The sequence below is a fragment of the Microcoleus sp. Pol14D4 genome, from assembly GCF_036701245.1.
Classification (GTDB): Bacteria; Cyanobacteriota; Cyanobacteriia; order Cyanobacteriales; family Microcoleaceae; genus Microcoleus.
In genome coordinates, this window is record NZ_JAUBQM010000015.1 from 28,449 (window position 1) to 52,466 (window position 24,018).

A 24,018-nucleotide genomic window follows, 5' to 3' on the forward strand; every position below is an offset into this window, starting at 1 on the left:
CAGCCCAAATTCATGAGCTTGAGAATAAACTGATTTTAGCCCCTATCAATTTCTTAACTGCCTTTGGGCCCCTAGAAATTGTAGTTTCTGCCAGTCTGCACCGGCTTAAATTGTAATTTAAGTTACTAAACTCAGACTTGGAGTACGATGGAAGCCTCAACCTGGTACCTCTGCGCGAAAAATCGCTCTGAGGGGCTGCAAGTCGCAAACCCTTGCATAGTCAGTTGTTGGCAATTCTTAAATCTTAAATTTCCAATCTAAGATCTAAATAGTATCACCTATTCTTTTTATGATCTTGACTCCGACGCTCCTTTGGCTGCTAGCTGGGTCTTTGCTCTGTTTGGCAGAGCTATTTCTCCCGACTGCTTTTGTCGCTTTTATGATGGGACTGAGCGCCTTCGCCGTAGCTGGATGCTCTCTAGTTCTACCTTACGTTAATTTACAAATATTCCTGTGGATGGTATTTTCGACAGTTTTTGTGCTGCTGTCTCGGCGGTTGATACCAAAAGGCAAGGCAAGGGCGATCGCAGATTCTCAGGAAGCAAAAACTTTGACAGAAATTCCCCCCGGAGAAGCCGGCCGAGTCATTTATGAGGGGAATTCTTGGCAAGCTCGCTGCGAAGACACCAAGGCCACTATCCCCCCCAACCAAAACGTAATTGTCGTGGGACGGAAAGGCACTACTCTAATAGTTTTGCCCGAAAATCTCTTGCATTCTTAAACAAAATGTGGAATTGGGAATTGGAAATTGGTAGTTGGAAATTGGTAGTTGGGCATTGGGCATCGGGCATTGGGCATTGGGCATTGGCAATAACCAATAACCAATAACCAATAACCAACAGTTAACAATCAACAATTATTAGGAGTCTGTTGTGGAACAATTTTTTTTACTCGTATTTTTAGCTTTAGGCGGCTCAGCCCTCGCAGGTTCCGTCAAAATTATCAATCAGGGAAATGAAGCATTGGTGGAAACTTTAGGTAAATACAGCGGTAAGAAACTGGAACCGGGTTTGAATTTTGTCAAGCCGTTTCTCGATCGCGTCGTGTACGAGCAAACAATTCGGGAAAAAGTCTTAGATGTTCCCCCGCAAGCTTGTATTACCCGCGATAACGTTTCCATCACCGTTGATGCTGTGGTTTACTGGCGCATTGTAGACTTGGAAAAAGCTTGTTACAAAGTAGAAAATCTCCAGTCAGCAATGGTAAATATGGTGCTGACTCAAATTCGCGCCGAAATGGGTCAACTGGATCTCGAACAAACCTTTACTGCTCGTTCTCAAATTAATGAAATTTTGCTCAGAGATTTAGATATTGTTACCGATCCTTGGGGAGTGAAAGTAACGCGGGTAGAATTGCGCGATATTATCCCTTCTAAAACTGTACAGGAATCGATGGAATTGCAGATGGCAGCCGATCGACGCAAGCGGGCGCTAATTCTGACATCCGAGGGCGAACGCGAGTCAGCAGTTAACAGCGCCAAAGGTAAAGCAGAAGCGCAAGTTCTGGATGCAGAAGCGCGCCAAAAAGCGACTATTTTGGAGGCGGAAGCTCAACAAAAGGCGATCGTCCTAAAAGCTCAAGCAGAACGCCAAAGTCAGGTTTTGAAAGCTCAAGCTACTTCTGAGGCCTTGCAAATAATCGCCAAAACTCTGCAAAATGACCCCACTGCCCGGGAAGCTTTACAATTTTTGTTAGCTCAAAACTATCTGGATATGGGTCTAAAAATTGGCACCAGCGACAGCAGCAAGGTGATGTTTATGGACCCGCGCAGCATTCCCGCGACGCTCGAAGGAATGCGATCGATCGTTGGGGAAGGTAATAATAATGAGGTGAAAAAGTAGGGAGAATCTCATATTTGTCAAAACACTTCTTCTGGCTCCTTCCTTCTGATTCTTTCCTCCTGCCTCAAAACTCCAATTTTGGGCTTGGCTGCTTTCATTGAGATGCTCCCCAAAGTAGGGGAGCATCTCATATTTGTAAAAACACTTCTTTTGGCTCCTTCCTTCTGACTCTTTCCTCCTGCCTCGCAGCAAGAGAGCATCTGGCCTCAAAACTCCAATTTTGGGCTTGGCTGCTTTCATTGAGATGCTCCTCTTGGTATCTATTTAAACATCGATATTCAGGCAACTTCTCTTCGCCGTCAACCTAATAACTCGACACAGTTAAAACGATCGCCTCCCTATCTCCCAACACCAAACCATACTCCAAACCCTCAACAACCGCTTGATAAGAAGCATCCAAAATATTACCAGAAACCCCCACAGTCGTCCAGCGGTCTTGACCGTTGCTAAACTCAGCCAAAACGCGAGTTTTAGCAGAAGTTCCCGCACATCCGTCCAGAATTCGCACCTTATAATCGGTTAAGTTAAAATCAGTAATTGCAGGATAAAAATTCCGCAAAGCCTTCCGCAAAGCCGCATCAAGTGCGGAAACAGGCCCGTTTCCTTCCGCGCATTCGAGAATATCTTGACCGTTAACAGTCACTTTCACCGTTGCTAAAGAATTAACTGTTTCTTCCCTACCTTTATCGCAGTGAACTTGGAAACCTTTGATTTCAAATAAATGCTTGCGCTTTCCCAAAGCCTCTCGCATTAACAATTCAAAAGAAGCCTCAGCACCCTCAAATTGATATCCCTGGCTTTCCAAATCTTTCAATTTTTCTAGAATTTGGCGGCAAGCAGGATTTTTGCGATCGAGATCCATGCCAAAAGTGCGCGCTTTCGCCAAAACATTGCTCAAACCCGCTTGATCCGAAATCACAATTCGCCGCCTGTTGCCAATTTTTTCCGGTTCCAAATGTTCGTAAGTTAACGGATTTTTCTCAACAGCCGATACATGAATTCCGCCTTTGTGAGCAAAAGCTGAAAGGCCGACAAAAGGAGCACGATCGTCGGGAGCAAGATTGACAATTTCACTAATCGAGCGACTTACTTGAGTTAATCTCACTAATTGCTCGTCTTCAATGCAATTCTGACCCAGCTTTAGCTGAAAGTTAGGAATCAAAGAACATAAATCGGCATTGCCGCAGCGTTCGCCGTAACCGTTTATAGTTCCCTGTACCATCCTCACTCCTTCCCGCACAGCAGCCAAAGCATTAGCAACCGCAACTCCAGAGTCGTTGTGAGTATGAATTCCTAATTGTAAAGATTTTTGTCTATTAGTTCCTAAAGATTCTAAAACATCGCGAACCACCTCACTAATTTCGTGAGGCAAAGTACCGCCGTTAGTATCGCAAAGCACCAGCCATTCTGCACCGGCATCGGCGGCTACTTCTAAAGTTTTAATAGCATAATCTCGATTGTGTTTGTAGCCGTCAAACCAGTGTTCGGCATCGTAAATAACGCGCCTTCCCTGACTCCGCAAATATTCAATTGTATCTCGAATCATCGCCAGATTTTCGTCTAGCGTGGTCTTCAAACTTTCAATAACGTGCAAATCCCACGACTTGCCAAACAGCGTCACCCAGCGAGTACCGGCGGACAAAATAGCCTGCAACATTTCATCATTAGCTGCCGTAGTTCCCGGCCGCCTAGTCGAACAAAAAGCTACAACTTCTGCTTGAGTTAGGGGCTGTTCTTTAAGACGCCAAAAAAATTGTACGTCTTTAGGATTTGCCCCCGGCCAGCCGCCTTCAATAAAGGGAATTCCTAAACTGTCTAACTGTCGAGCAATTCGCAGTTTGTCTTCGAGAGATAAGGAGAGTCCCTCGCACTGAGCACCGTCTCGCAGCGTGGTATCGTAGATCCAGAGCCGATTTGTCATGGGAAATTGCGATCGAGAAATTGGTAATATATCACTTACCATATTAGATGAATTTATTTGAATTTAATGCGATAATATATAGGAAAATTAACATAAATCTAACTGGGGTAAATTGCTGTGGTCAAAGTACAAGCGCAAGGAAAAACATTTGAGTGCGATCGCGGAGCGAATCTCCGTGAAGTATTGCTCAAAAACGGCATCGATCTCTACAACGGCAACGCCAAAGTCATCAACTGCCACGGCCTCGGCACTTGTGGCACCTGCGCTGTCACCGTCGAGGGCGAAGTTTCCGAGGTCCAGTGGCGCGAAAAAGCCCGACTTTCGGTTCCTCCCCATTCTCCCGCCTCCAACCGCCGTTTGTCCTGCCAAACCAAGGTTTTAGGCGATATTAAGGTGACAAAATATGACGGTTTCTGGGGTCAAGGTTCTGAAACTGTCTGGAAACCCCAAGCATAGATTTTTTGTTAAGGAAGGCAGATAGGACGATCGCCTTGCCAGATAATCTGTAAGACTTGTGCAAGAATTCTAACTGTAAGGTGCACACGGGGCACCTTACCATAAAGAAATCCGAGAGGTCAATCGATTTTAGATTTGAGATTTTAGATTGAAGCATTGAAGCATTGACCCCACGGATAAATTCGGGGGGCAAGTTTCATCGGATACACGTTTTTTTTTATTTCTCCACGGATGAATCCGGGGGCTTGTATCCTAGATGCTTGCGGTCAAAAAACCCAGAAAGTCCATATAAAAGTTAGTAAGCAACCCCGGTCTAAAGACACGGGGCTTCAGCAAATAAACTGAAGCCGTGCTTACCCGCCTAAGCCTTAAGTGGCTACGTTATAGGGGTCAAAACACCGGAAAATGCGACGCTAGTTTTCCGCTCTGTTGTTTGCCATTAAACAATTCTAAGGTCAATGGAATAGTGTTGCCAGCGTAAAAAGCCCCTATAACATTGGCAAAGCGAACTTTACGAGAAATCGAAGGGACACAACAATGTCTATCCAACCAAATTACGTTTTTGTTTTAGATGCTAACCGCAAACCACTAACACCATGCAAACCATCTTTGGCACGCAAACTGTTAAAGGCTGGCAAATCTAAAGTTTTCAGGCTTTATCCTTTCACTATAATTTTGAGGAAAAAGGTAGATCGAGACCCGCAGCCTGTTACTTTAAAGATTGATCCCGGTTCAAAAGTTACGGGGTTTGCTTTACTTCTGAATTCCCATCTCATCTGGGTAGCCGAATTAACCCATCGCGGGCCAGCAATTAAAGCATTGCTAGACTCGCGCCGTTCTCTGCGGCGCAACCGCAGAAGTCGGCAGACAAGGTATCGCCAACCGAGATTTCTGAACCGAACTAGATCCAAAGGTTGGTTAGCTCCCAGCCTCCAACACCGAGTAGAGACAACGTTAACTTGGGTCAACAAGCTGTCAAAGCTTGCACCCGTTAATACGATTTTTCAGGAATTGGTGAGGTGGGATTTGCAAAAAATGGAAAACCCGGAAATTTCAGGGATTGAGTATCAGCAAGGAGAGCTACAAGGCTACGAAGTCCGCGAGTATCTTCTTGCCAAATGGGATAGGCGGTGTGCTTACTGTGGCATAGAGAATGTACCACTACAAGTTGAACACATTCATCCTAGAGTGTCAGGCGGAACCAATAGAATATCTAACCTGTGCTTAGCTTGCGAACCTTGCAACACAAAAAAAGGCACTAAAGGCATCGAGATATTCTTGGCAAAAAAACCCGATGTTTTGAAAAAAATTGTGGCACAAGCTAAACGTCCGTTGAAGGATGCCACTGCTGTTAACTCGACTCGATGGGCTTTATTTAATCGCTTAAAAGCGACAGGTAAAAAGATTGTTACAGGCTCTGGCGGGTTGACTAAATTCAATCGCATACGCTTAGAACTGCCAAAAACCCACTTCTTTGATGCTGCTTGCGTAGGCAATACACCTGAAATTTTCGTGTCAGCGAATCAGCCTTTAAATATCAAAGCCACGGGGCATGGTTCAAGGCAAATGTGCCGCACGAATAAATTTGGATTCCCTTCTAGGTACGTTCCTAGGTTTAAGTTTGTTAAGGGTTTCCAGACAGGGGATATTGTAAAAGCCCTTGTTACTTCGGGCAAAAAGATGGGTACTTACACGGGCAGAGTGGCTGTCCGCTCATCTGGTAGTTTTAATCTGTCAACAGCCCAAGGATTAGTCCAAGGAATCAATCACAAATATTGTTCTTCTATTCATCACAAGGATGGGTACAATTATGGATTTTAAGACTGTTGACGGGATACTAAAGTATCCCGTGTCCCTTTTCCTCCCAGGGCTAAAGCCACTGGGTTTCCAAGCTACCGCCAGGTTTTTATGAATTCACCTAAAGATATTCTGATTATTGGCGGCGGAATAATTGGTCTTTCGCTAGCAGTAGAACTGAAATTGCGAGGGGCATCTGTCGCGGTTCTCACCGCCGATTCTAAACAACCGACTGCCCGGGCTGCCGCTGGAATGCTTGCCCCGCAAGCCGAACGAATTCCCCCCAGTCCGATGCTCGATTTGTGCTTGCAAAGCCGCGCACTGTATCCCGCCTGGGTGGAACAGCTAGAAGATATTACCGGATTGAAAACGGGATATTGGCGATCGGGAATTCTCGCACCAGTTTGTCAAAATGATCCTCAAGAAAAGCCACTTTTGTCAAACCTTAATTATCAATGGTTGGACAGAGATACTGTTCGCCAGCACCAGTTTGGATTAGGTCAAGAAGTAATAGGCGGTTGGTGGTATCCTGACGACGCTCAAGTTGACAACCGCGCTTTATTTCGGACGCTTCAGGCAGCAACTAAAGAATTGCAGATTGAGATTATTCAAGGCAATGCAGGGGAAATTATTCGGCAGGGCAACCGAGTTGTTGGCATTGAAACAACAGCAGGAAAATTGCAAGCAGACCGTTATGTTTTGGCGGCGGGTGCTTGGTCTGAGCAATTATTGAATGTTCCGGTTTTTCCAAGAAAGGGACAAATGCTGTCAGTATGTGTACCAGAAGATTGTGGAGTTATCCAGCCCCTGCAAACCGTTATATTCGGGACTGGCATTTATATTGTGCCGCGTCAAGATGGCAGAATTATTATTGGTGCAACTAGCGAAAATGTGGATTTTACGCCGGGAAATACGCCTGCGGGAATGCAAAGTTTGCTAGCAGGAGCGATTAAGTTATATCCCGAATTACAAAATTATCCGATTCTGGAGTTTTGGTGGGGATTTCGGCCAGCTACTCCTGATGAGTTGCCGATTTTGGGTGCTAGTGCTTGGGAGAATTTGACATTGGCTACGGGGCATTACCGCAATGGCATTTTGTTGGCTCCGGTGACGGCTAAATTGTTGGCGGATTTCATGTGGAAGCAAAAGTTAGATCCGTTATTGGCTGCTTTTCATTATTCGAGGTTTCCGGAATCTTGGAAGTTTGAAAATGGTAAATAGTGAGATTTTTTGCTTTTTTTAAGACGAGGCAGAGAGAGCCGGGGAACGAGAAACGAAAGTCAACCAAAAAAATATTTTTTGCTATAATCTAATCAGCACAATAGGGTTTGGTAAGTTATGACTTTCAGTGATGTGGTCGAGACGATCAAAAATCTTTCTACTGACGAAAAGCAAGAGCTTCAACTGTTGTTGAAGCAATATCTCCGGGAAGAACGTCGCGAAGAGATATATCAAAACTTTAAGTCAGCGCAGATTGAACAACAAAAAGGTGAACTGAAATTTTCCGCTAACATCAATGAACTCCGAGTAATGATAGAGGAATAATCGTGGAAGTCAGTTTCAGTTCTTCATTCAAGCGTGCCTTCAAAAAGCGGCTCAAAAGCGATGCTGATTTGGAGGCTAGGTTTTGGCAAAAGCTGGAACAGTTCATCAGAGATCCGTTTGAACCAAGCTTAAAAACTCATAAATTGTCCGGTAGGCTCAAGGAGTTTTGGAGCTTTAGCGTAGATTACGATGAAAGGGTACTTTTCTACTTTACAGAAGACGGAAAAGCCGTGTTTGTAGATTTGGGAAGTCATGATGAAGTATATTAATCGACGGAACAGTTGCTACAGTACCGCTGGAAGTAGCGCGCCAAACCATTTTTGGGTAAGTCTTGAATTAGTTCGCATCCTGTTTTTTGGGTTGGTTTAATTCCCTGCATTTAGCTGCAGCCAAATCGTAAGCATTTTGGTAATCGCTACCGCCTAACATCAAATCGCCGTAATATTCATAAGGTTGATTGCCATAGATCGGCAGCGGGTCGTCTTCCGGATAATCTTCTTTTGATTCTTCTAGGATTGCTTTGAGTTTCTTGACGCTGAAGCGCTGGACTGGGAAGTAATGAATGTCTTGAGCGATGAAACCGAGATGGGGAAAGGTTGGGTCAACAATTCGCTCGTCGAGTTCAATCCAGCTATACTCGATGGGTTTATATGGCACTCCCGGCACGGCTAAAAAGCCTTGAACATAAATCGCGCCCTCGGTGGCTAACGCTGCTTTACAAGCGTTGTCAAAGCAGTTTTTACGGTTGCTTTTGATGCGAGCGGCCATTTCAATAGAAAGCGTCTCATCTAATAGTTCGGTCATAACCCATTTCTAATCGCGTGTGCGATTAGATTGTAGCAAATCAAAGCTATCTCCGAGCACAAAAAACGCAGGCAATTGCGATCGTCCTTCAAATTCTCGTCTTAATGAGTTGATCCAAAATCCTCTGCTGTTTTGGATGTTGTGTCAGCTTTGGTTTCCGGGGGGGGCGGTTTGTCGATCGCCCCTATCGCCCGCCAATAAAAAGTTTTCGCCCGTAGCCCAACTTTTGAACCTGCGATCGAGTTGGGCTAGAACCCGGTACAGTAAAGTGTGGCACAGACGATGCAAGCAAAAATAGTGGCATAAATTACTGAATGGCGTGCAACCAAACAATGATATTCATACCTTCCGGTGCAGCGATTTGTTCGGCTGTTGAAAGGCTTCACAGTTTTTTCTGTAAACAAAGCAGACTTGTGATAACCTCATAAATGTGCAAAAATCGGTTCCAAAAAAAAAACCTTTGGAAGAAACGGGGAAAGTCCGGCGTAAATCCGCCCCTGTCCCGCAAATGTGATGAGATTATACAGTCTCTACGGTTCCGCATCACTTGTAATTCCTAACTGAATTATCGCTAACAGATTATCTGTAACGACCGTCAAGAGAGCTATCCGCTATCTCAATTTTACTTCAAATCATTGCGACATACCATCCCATCCAAGAAATTATTCTGCTAACAAATGACGGTCAAATAGAAATCGATTTTCTGCAACAATTAGCAATTACTCTTACCGTTTGTTAGGAGCAAGTACGTCAATGCTGGGATTAATTTCAGCTTGACGAAACCATCCAAATGAGGAGCTAATGAACTACATATTATTAGCAGGTTTGTCAAGTATGGGCAAAATTCCAACCGCAATTCACCCGCTTACCTGCAATAAAACAATGCCAAAAATACCCACCCTATCCTGATGCTAAGCGAAGCACTTATCCACACACCATAGACATACTGAATGAAAAACGCGATCAAAAAGTCGGATTTTGTGCTAGCTCCTTATATGAAGAGCAACAATTTGAAAGCTAGTTGCCAAATACTCAATACAGTGATTCCTTATATACTGTTATGGTTTTTAGCCTTTAAAGCTGCTGCCATTTCTGTATTCCTGCTGCCGCCGATAATGGTGTTGATGACACTTTTTTCAGGACGTTGTTTCTCTTTGATGCACGATTGCGGACACTATTCTCTTTTTAGTTCCAAAAAAGTCAATCGCATTATGGGTTTTCTGCTAGGTATCATCAATGCGATTCCTCAGTATCCGTGGTCGAGGGGACACGCTTATCACCACAAACATAATGGTAATTGGGATATGTACCGAGGCCCTTCGGCGTTGATATCCACCGAAAAATTTGCGGCGCTAAGTCCCTTTAGGCAAAAGATCTATCAGTTACTCAGACACCCATTGATGCTGTTTCCCGGTGGTTTTTTCTATCTAATTATTAAGCCACGAATCGCCCTAATCTTGGGAATTACTGGTTTTATCCAACATATTTTTGCTTGTCTCAATCAAGATTTAAGCATGGGTTTATCTGCAATCATTGCTTCTTATAAATCCAAACATTGGTATACGACGGCTGAATTTTGGGATTTACTGTTCAACAATATTTGTGTTGTTGCTAGCTGGATTTATCTGAGCAACTTACTGGGATTGGGCTTTTTCTGGAGTGTTTACTCAATTGTCATGACCTGTTCAGCAGCGATATTTATCTGTATTTTCTTTGTACAGCATAATTTTGACGGTTCCTACGCTCATAAAGCCGAGGGTTGGGACTATCTTCTTGGCGCAATTGAAGGCAGTAGTTACCTAAAATTACCAAATCTTCTCAATTGGTTTTCGGCTGATATTGCTTACCACAATATTCATCATCTCTCTGAGCGAATACCTAACTATAATCTTCAAGCTTGTCACAATGCTAATATTCACCTGCTGGCTAATTCAAAATCACTGACCATTCGCGATATTCCTGACTGCTTCAAATTCATTCTTTGGGATGCTGCTTCAGATAGTCTGCAATCGATTAAATTTTTTCAACAACAAGAAGAAATTCCATTCAGTAAAGTAGCTCATTAAAGTCGGTTTGCAATAAATTTGGTGGCTTTTTTATCACCAAAATCCTAGGATTAGGGATGCAGTTAGTGGGATAAGTTTCAACCCTAACTTTCCTAGTTAAGTAGGTGGTTACAAATAAACATTAGATGGATCGGGCTGGTTTAACCGGGAGCTATACTAGCAGCCAGTTTATTCTGACAAACCCAGCTATTCTAGTCACCAGTTTATTTGCACCTACCTATTTATCTAGGGTCTAACTCTAGATAACTCAAAGTATCGGTCACTGGTCAGTGCAGCAATTCCTCTAATTTTTGCTGGTTCCACAAATACTGATAAAGCCCTGTTTCCCCTACCAATTCAAGGTGAGTGCCGCTCTGAACTATTTCTCCCCTATCCATCACAAAAATGCGATCGGCACTAGCCGCCGCTGACATTTGATGCGAGATAAAAATTACCGTTTTGCGATCGGTTCCCGTTGCCAAGTTTCGCAAAATGTCGGTAGCCGTTTGATTGTCAACGCTGGAAAGAGCGTCATCCAAAATTAACACCGGGGCGTCAACTAACAAAGCGCGAGCAAGTGCCGTTCGCTGCCGCTGTCCGCCGGATAAAGTAATGCCGCGCTCGCCGACAACTGTTTTGTACTGCTGCGGAAAGTTGAGGATTTCGGCGTGAATTTGCGCTTGTTTTGCTGCGGCTTCAATCTCCGGCTGTTCCGCTAAGGGGTTTCCGTAGCGGATGTTATTCTTAATGGTAGTGCCGAACAGAAAACTTTCTTGCGGAACGTAGGCGATCGCCCCGCGCAATTCGGTCAATTTTACCTCGGTAATATCCTGTCCGTCTACAAATAACTGACCCGGATCGATATCTAGCAAGCGTGGCAGTGCATTAGCTAAAGTTGATTTTCCTGAGCCGATCGCCCCGACAATTGCGACAGTTTCTCCCGGTTTTATGGTAAAATCAACATCTTTAAGCGCGGGTGTCTTAGCAGCCGGATAAGTATAATTTAGATGGCGAGCCGCAATTTCGCCTTTGACTGGAGTTGCCAGTTCAACTGCACCGGCAGCATCCTTAATTTGCGGTTCCACAGTCAGAATTGATTCGATGCGATCGACACTCACCTCTCCCCGCTGGTAAGCAGTAATTGTGAAACCCAACAGCGCCGTCGGAAACACCAAACGCTCGACATAAATCAGCAACGCCACAAAATCGCCAATGCTAATTTGACCATTAGCAATTGCCCCGCCACCAGCAGAAAGCAGCACCAACAAACTAATGCTTGCCAAACCGCCCAGCAGCGGAAAAATAAAGTTTCTAGTTTTTGCTAATTCCAAATTGGCTGATAGCAACTGTGCGTTTGAATTGCGAAAAGCTCGGCGTTCGTTTTCTTCTTGAGCGTAGATTTTAATTACGGACATCCCGCTCATATCCTCCTGAATCAAATCGCTCATCGCCGACAATTCCTCTTGCACGGCTAACTGTTGGATGCGAAGTTTGTCGCTAAATAACTGCACCAAAACTAACATTAAAGGATAAACGGCGATCGCCAACAGCGTCAGCCGTACATTAATCCCCAGCATCACCGGCAAAGTCAAAGCATAAGCAAAAGCTGTATTCGCCAAACTCAGCACCGCAAACCCCACCAAGCGCCGAATATTGTCCAAATCTGAAGTAGCGCGGTTAATTAAATCCCCTACCGTATTGGCGGCAAAATAAGACGGTTCTAATGTTAATAAATGATTAAATATTTGCTGTTTGAGGTCAAATTCGACTTGACGCCCGACGCCAAACAGCAAAATCCGCGACGCCATCCGAATTACCCACATAATTGAGGCGAGGATCAGAATTAGTGCCACGAAGTTGAAAACTTGGTCAAATTTAGTCGCAACTTGGAGAGTGTCAACTGCATTCCGAATCAGCAGGGGAATGTAAACGCCCACAGCATTGACAACTAATAGCGAAAAAACGCCCCAGAAGGTGGGCTTCCAGTGCGGGCGCATATAAGAGCCGAGTTTTTGCAGTCGAGAATAACGAGCCATTTGTTAGTGCGTAATTTGAGATTAATTGAGGAAAGGAAGAAGGTTCGGCAACGGATTTTGTAACGGATGTAACGGATGGATGCTGAAGGAAGAAGGAGTCTTCCCCAAGGTTTTCAGCAATTAACAACGTCCTAATAGTCTTGGCTGTTGTGTTGCTATAGAAGGTAGAAGTTTGAAAAAATAATAGAAGCTCTATCGAAAGGTAGATGACCGAAAACACAAGTTAAGAAATTTTTAATAAAAATTCTGCTTTGGGATAACGTGCCATCAAAATTAGGTTTTGGTATTAACTAAAACCTGATTATATCGATATGTAACAAACCCCATTATATCTGTGGGAACACGAGATATGTGGGGACACGGCAATGCCCTGTCCTTAGCCACCGGGAACGATCGCCCCAATCTCCCATCCGCCCCCCCAATCCCCCACACGGTTGAGGCGCGCTACAATCAAAAATCGATCGACTTAGCACTCAGACTCAGAGAGTGCTAAATTTGCTAATGTAAGCGATTGGAGACAAACATGACCAAAATAGTTGCATTTAGCGACAAATCTCGCCGGGCACTAGAACGCGGCGTCAATCAACTCGCCGATGCTGTCCGCATCACCTTGGGCCCGAAAGGCCGGAACGTCCTATTGGAAAAGAAATACGGCAGTCCCCAAATTGTTAACGACGGTATCACCGTTGCTAGGGAGATCGAACTCGAAGACCCCCTGGAAAATGCTGGCGCTCGCTTAATTCAAGAAGTCGCCTCCAAAACTAAAGATATCGCAGGCGACGGCACAACAACCGCAACGGTTATAGCTCAATCCCTCATTCGCGAAGGTTTGAAGAATGTCGCAGCAGGCGCAAACCCAGTCGCGCTGCGCCGGGGTATTGAAAAAACGATCGCCCACTTGGTGCTGGAAATTGAGAAATTGGCGAAACCCGTCGAAGGGGCTGCAATTGCTCAAGTCGCCACTGTGTCCGCCGGTAACGACGAAGAAGTCGGCGCCATGATTGCCCAAGCAATGGAAAAAGTCACGAAAGACGGCGTAATTACTGTTGAAGAGTCGAAATCTCTGACAACAGAATTGGAAGTTGTCGAAGGGATGCAGTACGATCGCGGATATCTTTCTCCGTATTTCGTCACCAACACCGATCGCATGGAAGTTGAGTACGAAAACGCTCGCATCCTGATTACCGACAAAAAAATTAGCTCCATTCAAGAACTAATTCCAGTTCTCGAAAAAATCGCCCGCACAGGTCAACCGCTGCTAATTATCGCCGAAGATATTGAAGGCGAAGCTTTGGCAACTCTGGTAGTCAACAAAGCCCGCGGCGTATTGAACATCGCAGCAACGAAATCTCCTGGTTTTGGCGAGCGGCGCAAAGCTATGCTTCAAGATATCGCCGTGCTTACTGGCGGTCAACTGATTTCTGAAGAAGTCGGACTCAGCATCGATACCGCAACCCTAGAAATGCTCGGTACCGCCCGCAAAATTACGATCGACAAAGAAAACACCATCATTGTCGCTGGCGAAGAACACAAAGCTGACGTGCTAAAACGGATCGAGCAAATCCGCAAGCAGCTAGAAGCGACGGATTCCGACTACGACAAGGAAAAGCTAACCGAACGCATCGCCAAACTCGCCGGTGGCATCGCTGTAATTAAAGTCGGCGCAGCTACCGAAACCGAGCTCAAAGACCGTAAACTGCGTATTGAAGACGCTCTGAACGCTACTAAAGCTGCTGTGGAAGAAGGTATCGTTGCCGGAGGTGGCACGACCCTAATTCACCTGATTACAAAAATAGATGCGATCGCACATACTTTGGACGCCGAAGAACAAGTAGGCGCTGACTTGGTGAAGAAAGCTTTGGAAGCACCTTTGCGTCAAATCGCTGATAATGCCGGCGTTGAAGGTTCCATCGTCATCGAGCGAGTGCGGGCGAGCGAGTTCAACATTGGCTACAACGCTCTCACCGACGTGTACGAAGATATGATTGCCGCCGGGATTATTGACCCGGCTAAGGTGGTGCGATCGGCTTTGCAAAATGCCGGTTCCATTGCTGGTATGGTGCTGACCACTGAAGCTGTGATTGTCGAAAAACCCGAGAAGAAAAAAGCCGGCGGCGACATGGGCGACATGGGCGGCATGGGCGGCATGGGCGGCATGGGCGGCATGGGCGGCATGGGCGGCATGGGCGGCATGGGCGGCATGGGCATGATGTAGTCTTCAGCCATTTGTTTGTAGTCTGTAGAGTGCGCCACAAGCACCCTGGATGTAAACAAGCGCATCTTATGTACTACCCGTCTACTGTTTGACGATTAAGACAGCTTCTCCCCCCGGCATCCCCTGATAGTCCGGGGGGACTTGAAGCTATCAAAGTCCCCTTCTTAAGGGAGATGCAATGGGGCTCGGCATTAAGCTATAAGCGATAGTTCTCAGGGATTTTAAGCTGAAGTTGCCACCTCTGCAGTGCGCGCCCTCTCGGTCAACTAAAATCCTTCCCAGAAACCGCGTCTCCCCCTCTCCCCCGATCCTTCAAGACGACGGAGTTACATTGTTGCTGTGCAAATCTTGAGGAGATTGAAACAGAGTTTCGAGATAAACTCTCGCAGCTTGGCGATAACTGCGCGAAGCTTCAGGCGTACCGCTATCGGCATTCTGCAACAAAAACAGCGACAGGGCCGCGCAAAATACTCGGTCTAGATCCCATTCGGGATGGGTTTCCAGGTAAGTTTTGAGAGAATCGTGGAGCGTTTCGGGAATTTCAGCAAAAATACTGACTGTTGGGTTCATCATTTTTTTTAGTCTCGCTAATAAATTGAAAACAGAACCCCCCCTTCGGCCGGATACAGGTGCAGGCACAGCCGAAATCAGAGCGCTTTTTTTAGGTCGGTCGCATCATTGTGCGCTATGAGGGGGTGGGTTTGTCAATGTTGCGAAATATTACAAAGTCCTTTAGATAAAAAAAAGGTTTACCAAATAATAAGCTTTTCATGGCATTTTTTGTTACATATCTTTATGTGTTGGGCGGTTTATGAGGGATTGGGCAGCAAGTTAAGGAAATCCCCAATTCCGCAGCAAGATGCTACCGTGCCGTTAATTTCTGTGGAAAACTTTGTCGCACCTGTGGAAAACCTCAGACTTGCCTGTGGAAACGCTGTGGAATGTTTAGGGAAAAGTCAGGGAAAAAATAAGAATTGCAAAGGGCATGGGGCATGGGCATGGGGCATGGGGCATGGGTAGCAAGTAACAAATGACTAATAACAAATGACTACTGATTGCTGACTAATGACTTCCTAAGTGCTACTCTGCCGCTTTTTGGCCGATGGTTGCCAATTCTGTCGGCGGAATTTTGTCGAGATTGGCTAAGATAAAGCTCATGGGGTCGATCGACTGAAGTTTGTCCCGGTGGCGCGCTAGGAAATCCCTGTAGGGAAGATCGATCATCGGTGCGGTTGATAGCAGCTTGGTTCTGCCAAAGTTGATCGCCTCATATCCAAACGCCAAAAGTTATCTTTTACTTTTCATGAGGGCTGGTCGTTTATTCAGAAAAATTAATCGGCTGAAAAATCACAAATCCCAATTCATAATTTATCCGCTGGTGGCGAGAACGTACTAGAGCATAACATTGATTTCCAAAGATAGGGAAACCGACCAGCAAATTTAAATTTTATGTCGGTGTATCCTTCAGATGTTAATAACTTGGTCAGCGTCTCTACTGAAAAAAATTTAATGTGACCGTTATCCCAAAGAACGGTAAAATGTTTATCTAGTTGGCCAGAAACCGCTAAAGCCAGATTTTTTAAATAGCCGTGATAGGGTGTGGAAATAATTAGTTTTCCTCCCGGAGTGAGGCATTTTTTGGCAGTTCTTGCTAGTTCTTTAGGATAAAGCAAGTGTTCGATTACTTCAATAGCTAAGACAACATCAAATGACTTCAGAATATCGGTATCTGGGAGGTCGTAAATATCTGCTTGGATAAACTGACACTCGGGGAAACTTTGACTGGAGATGGCAATTCCGGGCGCAGAAGTGTCAACGCCGACAACTTCGCAGCCGTGCTCTGCGATAACGTGACTGAGGCTGCCATTGCCGCAGCCGAGATCCAAAACTCGGAGTTTTGTCTTGCTGGTCTGCTGAAGTGCCGCCAGCATTTCTAATAGGGGAGATATCAAATAAGCGTGATGATATCTCGGACGGTTGTTTGTGTAATAATACGTATAATTGCTAAAGTTTTTTTTCATCGATTAAGCTATGGAGATTATTGCCGAGACCGCGAATTTACGGAGCGTGGGTACACTGTTTGCGCCAAGGTTCCCCACATTAGGGTTGTCAAAGTCGATCGGCAGGTCGATCGTCTCATTCTTTTTGTTTGACCGGTGAATTTTGTCACCGAATCAACCGGAGGGCAAAAGAAATCTTTCACAGAGTGCAAAATCTTGCATCGCCCATCTCTGGCCCATCTCTCGAAGGCATTCGCAAAAAAAAGTCCGATCGAGCAAGAATTCTCTATGTACACTAGCCGGAAACCGAACTTTTTGCCTGTTAATTTGGGGCGAGTGCATCGATGCGATTCTAGCTTCAAGCAACTGCGGTATGTCCACCCGACGCTTTTTGCAGCCTGAAAAATTGGCCCAGGGGCGATCGGATGCCAGTCGCTCCGAGAATTGAGTAGGGAAGTGTGACCGAAATCACAGGCATTTGCCAAACAAATTGCTAAGCATCTTTGGACCCACACACTTAGAATCGAGATTACTACAGTGGCTTCTATAATTGTGTTTAAATGTTGTTCTGAAGCTGTGTTGTCCAGTCAGCAGAGCACCCTAGACAGATTCATGCTTTCGGTCTGGTTTATTTCACTTTAATGGTCGCTGTTGGGTGTTGCACCTTAATTTAGATATTTCCTATGGTTAAGTTAGGTCAATCCTCCTTTCGCCGTATTTTACTGTCGCGGATTTTGTTGCTCAGCGTACCTGTTCTACTGGTGGGGGAGTATGTTACCTATCGCAAGGCACGCTCGACGCTTCTGGAAACTGCTCGTCAAAACTTGACAGAAAGTGCAGTCAGAAAAGCAGAAACTATTGAACAGTGGGCGAAATCGCTGAAGTCGAATCTGATCGGCGCTTCGGAAAGCTCGATGTTGCAGTCGGTAAATCCGAAGGATTATCAAAAGTTTATCGCCCAATTAGGGCAGCGGTTGCCAGCGCAGGTTGATTGCTTGCAATTGACTAATTTAAAGACAAATCAAGTGATAGCAAGCACTTGCGGGCCGCAGCCGATTCAGTCGCTGCCGGCAAAATTTTGGCCGCCCGTACAGCAGCAGCAAACGCTGCTGGACGACAAGAGCGTTTACATCAGTCTGTCCTTACCTCCGCAGCGACAGGAGACAGCAAACGATCGGAAGGTGGCTTTGGGGGCTGAGGATTTTCCCGAGGCGGGTAAAGAAGGCCCCGATAGCCAAGCGAGTTTGGTGTTGAGCGCTCCTGTTTACATTCGTCGGAGCAATACCCTGCAGTTGAGTTATGCTTTGAGTTTGCGCTCAGCCTTGCCTGTGCAAACCAGCGCTCCCAAGGGTTCTCTAGCCGGCTATACGGTGGCGATCGACCAAGATGGGACAATTTTGGCGCACCCTAATGTCAACCGCGTGGGCCGCAATATCGACCAAGAGGCAGATGCCGCTCGACTAAAAAGTATTGTCAAAAGGGCGATCGCAGGCGGAACTGCTTTTCTCCATCTATTTTCCTTTGAAAGAAATGGTGTAGAGTTGCTAGCAGGATACGCCGCTATCCCGAGTCCTTCAACTACACAGGAGAACAGCAAGTGGATTATTTTAGCTGTCTCTCGTTTAGATTACGCTCTGTCAGGTTTGGAAGAGATTCAGCAAGTTTTATTTAATTTAATTGTAGGCTTGGTTGCTGCTAGTATCATCGCGACTTTATATCTGTCTCGCGACTTGGCGCGTCCTGTGGAAAAACTAAGAGACTACGCGATGAAAGTAGATACGGAAGCGTCGCAGACAGTGCCCCAAGATTTCCAAATTAGGGAATTTAATCAACTATCAGAAGCACTCAACAGCATGGTGCAGCGCCTCAGATCCTGGGCCAGAGAATTGGAAGTCGCAACCAAAGAAGCGCAAGTTGCCAATCAATTAAAAAATGAATTTTTGGGGAATATTTCTCACGAATTGAGAACGCCGCTCAACGGGATTATTGGTTTTATTCAAATTGTGCGGGACGGCTACTGCGATGACCGAGATGAAGAAATGGAATTTTTACAGCGGGCTCACGACTCGTCCATGCAATTGCTCAATATCATTAATGATATTTTGGACATTGCTAAAATAGAATCCGGCACGTTCTCGATGATGTTAGAAGTAGTTGACATTACTCAGGTACTTGAAGACGCGATTGATTTGCAAGCGAGTCAAATAGAGGAAAAAGGCTTGAAGTTAAGTTTGCCAGCTCCTCACGATCCGATTATTGTTCATGCCGATCCAGAGAAGCTAAAACAGGTGTTTTTAAATGTTTTGAGCAATGCCGTTAAGTTTACAGAGTCGGGCAGCATTAATATATCGGTGCGGCTAGAATCTAGGACTAATTCTGGTAGTTTTAACGGCAGTGGTGAAAGTACGACGGGTCCTAGCGGTCAAAGCGATTGGGTGGTGGTGACAATTAAAGATACGGGAATTGGTATCGATCCCGAGCACCAGCAGAAATTGTTTCAACCTTTTGTGATGGCTGATGGTTCTACAACTCGCAGGTTTGGCGGTAACGGTTTGGGCTTGGCTATCTCGCGAAGGATAATGGAATCTATGATCGGAAGCATTACCCTGCACAGCGCGGGCGTGAATCAAGGTACTACGGTGATGATTTCTTTGCCTGTCAATCAGCAGTCAAGTTTTTATTTTCACAGCCCGGACTTAGTAACGGAAAAGGGAAATTTCAAAAGTTGAGGAGTGATTTTCCCAATCTAAAATCTAAAATCTAAAATCTAAAATGGTTTTAGGGGCTGTCCGCCGAGTTCGAGGGATTTGCTCAAAGTGCTGAGAATGCGGATTAATTCGACGGAGGCCGGGCCCGAAGAGGTAAGACAGGGGGTATTTGTTTGCACGCAGTTGAGGAAGCGATCGCACACTCGCCTCAGCGGTTCTACTTGTTCTAAACTCAACACTTCGCGGTGTCTGATGCCGGTTGGCTGTGGCGCGATCCTCTTCGTTGGCGTAGCCCCCGTAGGGGCGGGCTTCGCGATCGCACTTTCAAAACAGTTATTCTCTTCGCCTCCCCAATCTGGATTGCCGCGCTGCACAATCAGGGGAGTTTCTGGCGACATTTCATCAAAAATCAAGGTTCCCAAACTGCCAACAACTGTTAAGCGCCGTTGTTTGTCGGGATTTAGCCAGCACAGGTGAATAAATGCTTGAAATCCGTCGGGATAGGTGAGCGTTACCCAAACTAAATCTGCTAGTTTTTCTGCAGGATTATTAGTCAGCAGTGAAGGAGAAAATTGATTTTCAATTTCTGCTGCTTCTTGATTTATTCCTTCTTCCCTATTTCTTCTTCCTTCTTCCTTCTTCCTGACATCCGTTACATCCGTTACAGAATCCGTTGCCGAACTTCCTTCTTCCTTCGGAAATACAGTACCCATCGCCCTTACTTCAATTGGCGTTTGTTCCAGCCAAGTATTGAAAATAGCGATATCGTGAACGGCCAAGTCCCAAAGGGCATCAACGTCATGGCGCACGGGTTCAAAATGGGTGCGCTGGGCGTAACCGTAGCGCAATTTTCCGAGTTGATGCTGTTGAATAATTCTTTGGCCTCGATCGACTGCTGGATGAAACAGATAAGTGTGGTCAACGAAGAGTTGCCGATGCTGTTTTTCGGCTAATTGGCAGAGTTCTATGGCTTCAGTGAGGTTGAGGGCGAGGGGTTTTTCTGCTAAGACGTGGTAGCCTTGTTGCAGCGCTGCTGCTGCGAGGGTGTAGTGTGTGGAAGCAGGAGTAGCGATCGCCACAGCTTGCAGTCCCGGCAGGGCTTGCACTTGAGACCAATCGGTAGCTAGAATCACCGAGGCATCCAGATTAAATTGTTTTTGAACGGCCGCCAATGAATCTCGATTCGGGTCTACCACCGCTAAAACTTCGCTGTTGGGATGTTCCAGAAAGTTGCGAATTAAGTTAACTCCCCAGCGACCTGCACCCAATACAGCTATTCCGATTTTCATTGATTATAATTGCAAAAATCGCACAGTAATTATAGCATATTTTGTTATTATTATCTATGTTTTCACTCCAAAAAATCACTGTTGACTGTTGACTGTTGGCAGTAGTTATTGGTTATTGGTTATTGGTAAGCTGCTACGCATTTAAATTGCATCTAGAGATGGGCAGGATGCCCCTTCCACAATCATTGTAGAAAAATTGACTTTCAAATTAGATGCACAACAGCTTAGCAGCTAACAAATAACAAATAACAAATAACAGTCAACAGCCAACAGCCAACAGCCAACAGTCAACAGTCAACAGTCAACAGTCAACTGACTATTAACTAATTTATTGAAAGCTACCTGAGCCGCTGCTTGTTCAGCCGCTTTGATCGATCGACCTTTTCCCTCTGCTACCAACTTTCCCTGAATGAGAACTTCTGCGGTAAAACGATCCTCCCCGCCCTGCACTGTCCCGGTTTCTTGGACGCTATATTTAGGCAAAGTTTTGTATTTGCCTTGAGTCAATTCTTGGAGAGCAGCTTTGTAGTTTTGACGGGCCGGATCGCTGCGGATTTCTGCCGCTAGGCGTTGAAAGTGAGAATCTAGCCAAGGGCGAATTAATTCTAAGCTGTGGGTACTCAAATAAAGCGCAGCCAGTACCGCTTCCAAAGCATCTGCCAGCCGGGGTTCAGCGCCTGTTTTGTCCGAGGCGGCGCTGCTGGAAACAATTAAATAGCGATCGAACCCGTAACTTTCAGCGATTTTAGCAAGAATGCGATCGCTCACCAAGATCGATCGAATAGCAGCAAATTCCCCCACTGTACAGTCTGGATAAATCTCAAACAACAATTCCGACGCAGCCAGCCGCACAACTGCATCCCCGACAAACTCTAGTTGCTCGTAATTGGCCTTAGCTGACGCGCTCGCATGAGTCAAAGCTAAATCGAGGAGATGCCATTTTATCGAAGCATTCTTCGTCAGTCCCAATTTTTGAATTAATGTTTCAAGTTGCTTTTGGCGACCCGGATAAATCATACCATTTTAGATTTTAGATTTTAGATTTTATAATTAATTGCCAATGACGGATGACTATCCGGGCTTGGAGCTTGTCTAAAGTTGTATATTTTTTTGAAAAATGTCTCAAATTCATATCACTAAAAAGCTTTTCATTCAAAAACCCAATATTCCTTGTGGTGCTTGTAATCCGCTCTGTCAAGGTGGTGAAGAAGTGCCTCAAGCGCTGGAAATCTCTGCTTCGGGCGATCGATAAATCTTCTTTATTTGATAGATTATTAGCAATAAATAACATATCAAGAATAAAGCTCAACGCTTACGATGACGCAAACACCTTAATTACACCTTGACCAATCTGCCCCTAAGCACCTTACCAAAATTTGGGTGGGGAAAAAGTCGGACATAAGCCGGGTTCTGTTCTCTCAACTGCAAGCAGTTTTCGAGGGCAGTTATCTATCTGGGGCGCCTGTTACCAGACGCCTCAAGCGGTACCAAAAAACGGAACTGGTAAAAAACCAACCATAGTTCCTCCGACCTTGCTCCCAACTGGGGTTTACCGAGCCAGCACCTCTCGATGCTGCTGGTGCGCTCTTACCGCACCTTTGCACCCTTACCAAATTAGTTTTTGCTTCCCAGTCAAAAATCCTCAGTTACTTACTAATGACCAATGACTGCTGACTAATGACTAATTGGCGGTATCTTTCTGTGGCACTATCCTCACGATCGCTCGCACTGGGCGTTACCCAGCAAGTTTGGTTTTTCGGGAGCCCGGACTTTCCTCAGACAAGCTTTCGCTAATCCGCAACCGCCTGCGCCTACTTTTTCCCCAGATTTATTGTACGCGATCGTTCGTCAATCAATTTGGGATTTGAGATAGAAGATTTTAACTTGTCGCCCGCTTAATTTGGACATTTGTGTTTATTCAAACTCTTGTACGGTCGGCCCGAAAGCCCGCCCTACAATTAAATTACCATGCAAATCCCCTTAAATTCACTCGCGGATGAATCAGGGGGCGGAAAAGTTGGGAATTACGAGCCAAGGATTTATGGCACGGATTCCACTAGGGGCAGGAAACCTTTTTACCTAACATAATTTTTAATTATTAAATCTTCAATCCCAAATCTAAAATCTTCAATTCAGTTACTTTAATGAGTCATCTTTGATGGTAGAAAAATTATCAAACCAGCCACGCCGCCAGAAGAAGTAAACTAAGCCAGAGGCGATCGCTAGCATAATTGCCCAACAAAGCGGATAGCCAAAATACCAATTTAGTTCCGGCATATTCCAGGGAGATTTCTCTGTATTGAAATTCATTCCGTATACTCCCGCAACAAAAGTTAGAGGAATAAAGATACTCGAAATCACCGTCAGCAATTTCATGATTTCATTCATTTTATTACCCACCGAAGACAAGTAAACATCCATCAAACCCGAAGACAACTCTCGATAGGTTTCGACCATATCCATCACCTGCACCGTGTGATCGTAACAGTCGCGCAGGTAAATTCGCACCTCGGGACTAATCAAATCACTGCTATCTCGAATTAAAACATTAATTGCATCCCGCTGCGGCCAAATGGCGCGGCGCAGAGTCAGCAATTCTCGCCTGATTTTATATATTTTTTCCAGGGTTTTGCGGGTGGGGTTTAGAACCACTTCATCTTCTAATTCTTCAATCCGCTCTCCATAAACTTCTAATACAGGGAAGAATCCATCTATAATCGAATCTAACAGAGTATAAGCCAGATAATCTGCTCCATGTTTGCGAATCATTCCTTGTCCTTTACGAATGCGATCGCGCACTGGTTCAAAACAATCATAGTCCGGTTCTTCCTGAACAGTTAACAGGTAATGCTTGCCCAAAATAAAACTTACTTGTTCTTTATGAAAAGTATCTGATTCTGGATGGAGCATCACCATCCAAGCAATGATTAAAATATGTTCTTCATAGTCTACTACTTTCGGTCGCTGGGGAACATTAACTACATCTTCCTGAGCCATTAGGTGTAAATTAAACACTTCGCCCATTTGTCGCCAAGTTTCTTTGTTTCCCAATCCCAACATATCAACCCAAGAAACAGATGCTGTATCTAAATACGCAGCAGCTTTTTGAGGATTTGCCAATTTTGCGCGAGTTGCGGCTGTTTCGCAATAGTCAATTAATACAATCTCCGGAGGCGGCGCATCTGGTTCTAAGTCGAGAGTTCCCGGCGGAGCCCCCGGATCGTCATAAAAATAGTCAACATAGGAATCATCATCATCATCATCTTCTTTAATTTGTTTTGCAACGGCACTAGAAGTATGTATGCTTTTGTATACCATGCTAATATTCCTGACTTTAGAACCTTTAATTAGATTATCATTT

The 24,018-nt window shown here is 45.2% G+C and carries 22 protein-coding genes and 1 other RNA gene; 13 read left to right on the top strand and 10 right to left on the bottom strand.

Going from position 1 to position 24,018, the window contains the following annotated elements; genetic code table 11:
• Window positions 1-289 precede the first annotated feature (289 nt).
• The gene (locus QUA33_RS08505) at window positions 290-721 is read left to right on the top strand and encodes an NfeD family protein (RefSeq protein WP_333095199.1); all 432 of its coding nucleotides are present in this window, start codon (window positions 290-292) and stop codon (window positions 719-721) included.
• A gap of 151 nt (window positions 722-872) precedes the next feature.
• A complete protein-coding gene (locus QUA33_RS08510) occupies window positions 873-1,841 on the top strand; it encodes an SPFH domain-containing protein (protein WP_333148043.1) in 969 nt (322 codons plus the stop codon).
• A gap of 304 nt (window positions 1,842-2,145) precedes the next feature.
• Here the strand turns inward: QUA33_RS08510 and cimA are convergent, their stop codons facing one another.
• Window positions 2,146-3,804, bottom strand: coding sequence for a citramalate synthase (cimA, locus tag QUA33_RS08515; RefSeq protein ID WP_445243225.1), 1,659 nt, complete (start codon window positions 3,802-3,804; stop codon window positions 2,146-2,148).
• 75 nt (window positions 3,805-3,879) lie between these two features.
• Here cimA and QUA33_RS08520 point away from each other — a divergent pair, with 75 nt between their 5' ends.
• From QUA33_RS08520 to QUA33_RS08540, 5 genes are all read left to right on the top strand, one after another.
• Window positions 3,880-4,218 (top strand): 2Fe-2S iron-sulfur cluster-binding protein, encoded by a 339-nt coding sequence (locus QUA33_RS08520; RefSeq protein ID WP_333148045.1) that lies wholly within the window; start codon window positions 3,880-3,882, stop codon window positions 4,216-4,218.
• A gap of 537 nt (window positions 4,219-4,755) precedes the next feature.
• The gene (iscB, locus tag QUA33_RS08525) at window positions 4,756-6,039 is read left to right on the top strand and encodes an RNA-guided endonuclease IscB (RefSeq protein WP_333148047.1); all 1,284 of its coding nucleotides are present in this window, start codon (window positions 4,756-4,758) and stop codon (window positions 6,037-6,039) included.
• Window positions 6,040-6,126: 87 nt separating this feature from the next.
• Window positions 6,127-7,236 carry a glycine oxidase ThiO gene (thiO, locus tag QUA33_RS08530; protein WP_333148049.1) on the top strand — a complete coding sequence of 370 codons (1,110 nt, stop codon included), beginning with the start codon at window positions 6,127-6,129 and terminating at the stop codon, window positions 7,234-7,236.
• A gap of 117 nt (window positions 7,237-7,353) precedes the next feature.
• A complete protein-coding gene (locus tag QUA33_RS08535; protein WP_333148050.1) occupies window positions 7,354-7,560 on the top strand; it encodes a hypothetical protein in 207 nt (68 codons plus the stop codon).
• 2 nt (window positions 7,561-7,562) lie between these two features.
• On the top strand, window positions 7,563-7,829 hold the full coding sequence (locus tag QUA33_RS08540; protein WP_333148052.1) for a type II toxin-antitoxin system YafQ family toxin: 267 nt from the start codon (window positions 7,563-7,565) through the stop codon (window positions 7,827-7,829).
• 67 nt (window positions 7,830-7,896) lie between these two features.
• Here QUA33_RS08540 and QUA33_RS08545 read toward each other — a convergent pair whose 3' ends face one another.
• The gene (locus QUA33_RS08545) at window positions 7,897-8,364 is read right to left on the bottom strand and encodes a hypothetical protein (RefSeq protein ID WP_190734193.1); all 468 of its coding nucleotides are present in this window, start codon (window positions 8,362-8,364) and stop codon (window positions 7,897-7,899) included.
• A 950-nt stretch (window positions 8,365-9,314) separates the two neighbouring features.
• On the opposite strand from QUA33_RS08545, the gene QUA33_RS08550 reads away from it, so the two are divergent.
• Complete coding sequence (locus tag QUA33_RS08550; RefSeq protein ID WP_333148054.1) at window positions 9,315-10,430, top strand: fatty acid desaturase; 1,116 nt, start codon at window positions 9,315-9,317, stop codon at window positions 10,428-10,430.
• Between the two features lie 266 nt (window positions 10,431-10,696).
• Here the strand turns inward: QUA33_RS08550 and QUA33_RS08555 are convergent, their stop codons facing one another.
• Window positions 10,697-12,445, bottom strand: a complete 1,749-nt coding sequence (locus QUA33_RS08555) for an ABC transporter ATP-binding protein (RefSeq protein WP_333148056.1) — start codon at window positions 12,443-12,445, stop codon at window positions 10,697-10,699.
• A 334-nt stretch (window positions 12,446-12,779) separates the two neighbouring features.
• On the opposite strand from QUA33_RS08555, the gene QUA33_RS08560 reads away from it, so the two are divergent.
• Window positions 12,780-12,938 carry a hypothetical protein gene (locus QUA33_RS08560; RefSeq protein ID WP_333148058.1) on the top strand — a complete coding sequence of 53 codons (159 nt, stop codon included), beginning with the start codon at window positions 12,780-12,782 and terminating at the stop codon, window positions 12,936-12,938.
• A gap of 30 nt (window positions 12,939-12,968) precedes the next feature.
• Entirely contained in the window at window positions 12,969-14,660 is a 1,692-nt protein-coding gene (gene groL / locus QUA33_RS08565) for a chaperonin GroEL (protein WP_333148060.1), read from the top strand.
• 312 nt (window positions 14,661-14,972) lie between these two features.
• Here the strand turns inward: groL and QUA33_RS08570 are convergent, their stop codons facing one another.
• Window positions 14,973-15,230: a DUF2811 domain-containing protein gene (locus tag QUA33_RS08570; RefSeq protein WP_050813024.1), complete on the bottom strand. Its 258-nt coding sequence runs from the start codon at window positions 15,228-15,230 to the stop codon at window positions 14,973-14,975.
• A gap of 225 nt (window positions 15,231-15,455) precedes the next feature.
• Here QUA33_RS08570 and QUA33_RS08575 point away from each other — a divergent pair, with 225 nt between their 5' ends.
• The gene (locus QUA33_RS08575) at window positions 15,456-15,680 is read left to right on the top strand and encodes a hypothetical protein (RefSeq protein WP_333148062.1); all 225 of its coding nucleotides are present in this window, start codon (window positions 15,456-15,458) and stop codon (window positions 15,678-15,680) included.
• 60 nt (window positions 15,681-15,740) lie between these two features.
• On the opposite strand, the gene QUA33_RS08580 is transcribed toward QUA33_RS08575, so the two are convergent.
• Both QUA33_RS08580 and QUA33_RS08585 read right to left on the bottom strand, forming a co-directional pair.
• Window positions 15,741-15,944, bottom strand: a complete 204-nt coding sequence (locus QUA33_RS08580) for a hypothetical protein (RefSeq protein WP_333148065.1) — start codon at window positions 15,942-15,944, stop codon at window positions 15,741-15,743.
• A gap of 77 nt (window positions 15,945-16,021) precedes the next feature.
• Complete coding sequence (locus tag QUA33_RS08585) at window positions 16,022-16,681, bottom strand: class I SAM-dependent methyltransferase (protein ID WP_333148067.1); 660 nt, start codon at window positions 16,679-16,681, stop codon at window positions 16,022-16,024.
• A gap of 662 nt (window positions 16,682-17,343) precedes the next feature.
• Here QUA33_RS08585 and QUA33_RS08590 point away from each other — a divergent pair.
• Entirely contained in the window at window positions 17,344-19,389 is a 2,046-nt protein-coding gene (locus QUA33_RS08590; RefSeq protein ID WP_333148069.1) for a sensor histidine kinase, read from the top strand.
• Window positions 19,390-19,427: 38 nt separating this feature from the next.
• On the opposite strand, the gene QUA33_RS08595 is transcribed toward QUA33_RS08590, so the two are convergent.
• Window positions 19,428-20,657 carry a Gfo/Idh/MocA family oxidoreductase gene (locus QUA33_RS08595; protein WP_333148071.1) on the bottom strand — a complete coding sequence of 410 codons (1,230 nt, stop codon included), beginning with the start codon at window positions 20,655-20,657 and terminating at the stop codon, window positions 19,428-19,430.
• 294 nt (window positions 20,658-20,951) lie between these two features.
• Entirely contained in the window at window positions 20,952-21,674 is a 723-nt protein-coding gene (gene rnc / locus QUA33_RS08600; RefSeq protein ID WP_333148073.1) for a ribonuclease III, read from the bottom strand.
• A 100-nt stretch (window positions 21,675-21,774) separates the two neighbouring features.
• On the opposite strand from rnc, the gene QUA33_RS08605 reads away from it, so the two are divergent.
• The gene (locus QUA33_RS08605; protein WP_333148075.1) at window positions 21,775-21,909 is read left to right on the top strand and encodes a hypothetical protein; all 135 of its coding nucleotides are present in this window, start codon (window positions 21,775-21,777) and stop codon (window positions 21,907-21,909) included.
• Window positions 21,910-22,041: 132 nt separating this feature from the next.
• Here QUA33_RS08605 and rnpB read toward each other — a convergent pair.
• An RNA gene (gene rnpB / locus QUA33_RS08610) (RNase P RNA component class A) lies at window positions 22,042-22,475 on the bottom strand.
• 318 nt (window positions 22,476-22,793) lie between these two features.
• Entirely contained in the window at window positions 22,794-23,975 is a 1,182-nt protein-coding gene (gene corA, locus QUA33_RS08615) for a magnesium/cobalt transporter CorA (RefSeq protein ID WP_333148077.1), read from the bottom strand.
• Between the last annotated feature and the right edge of the window lie 43 nt (window positions 23,976-24,018).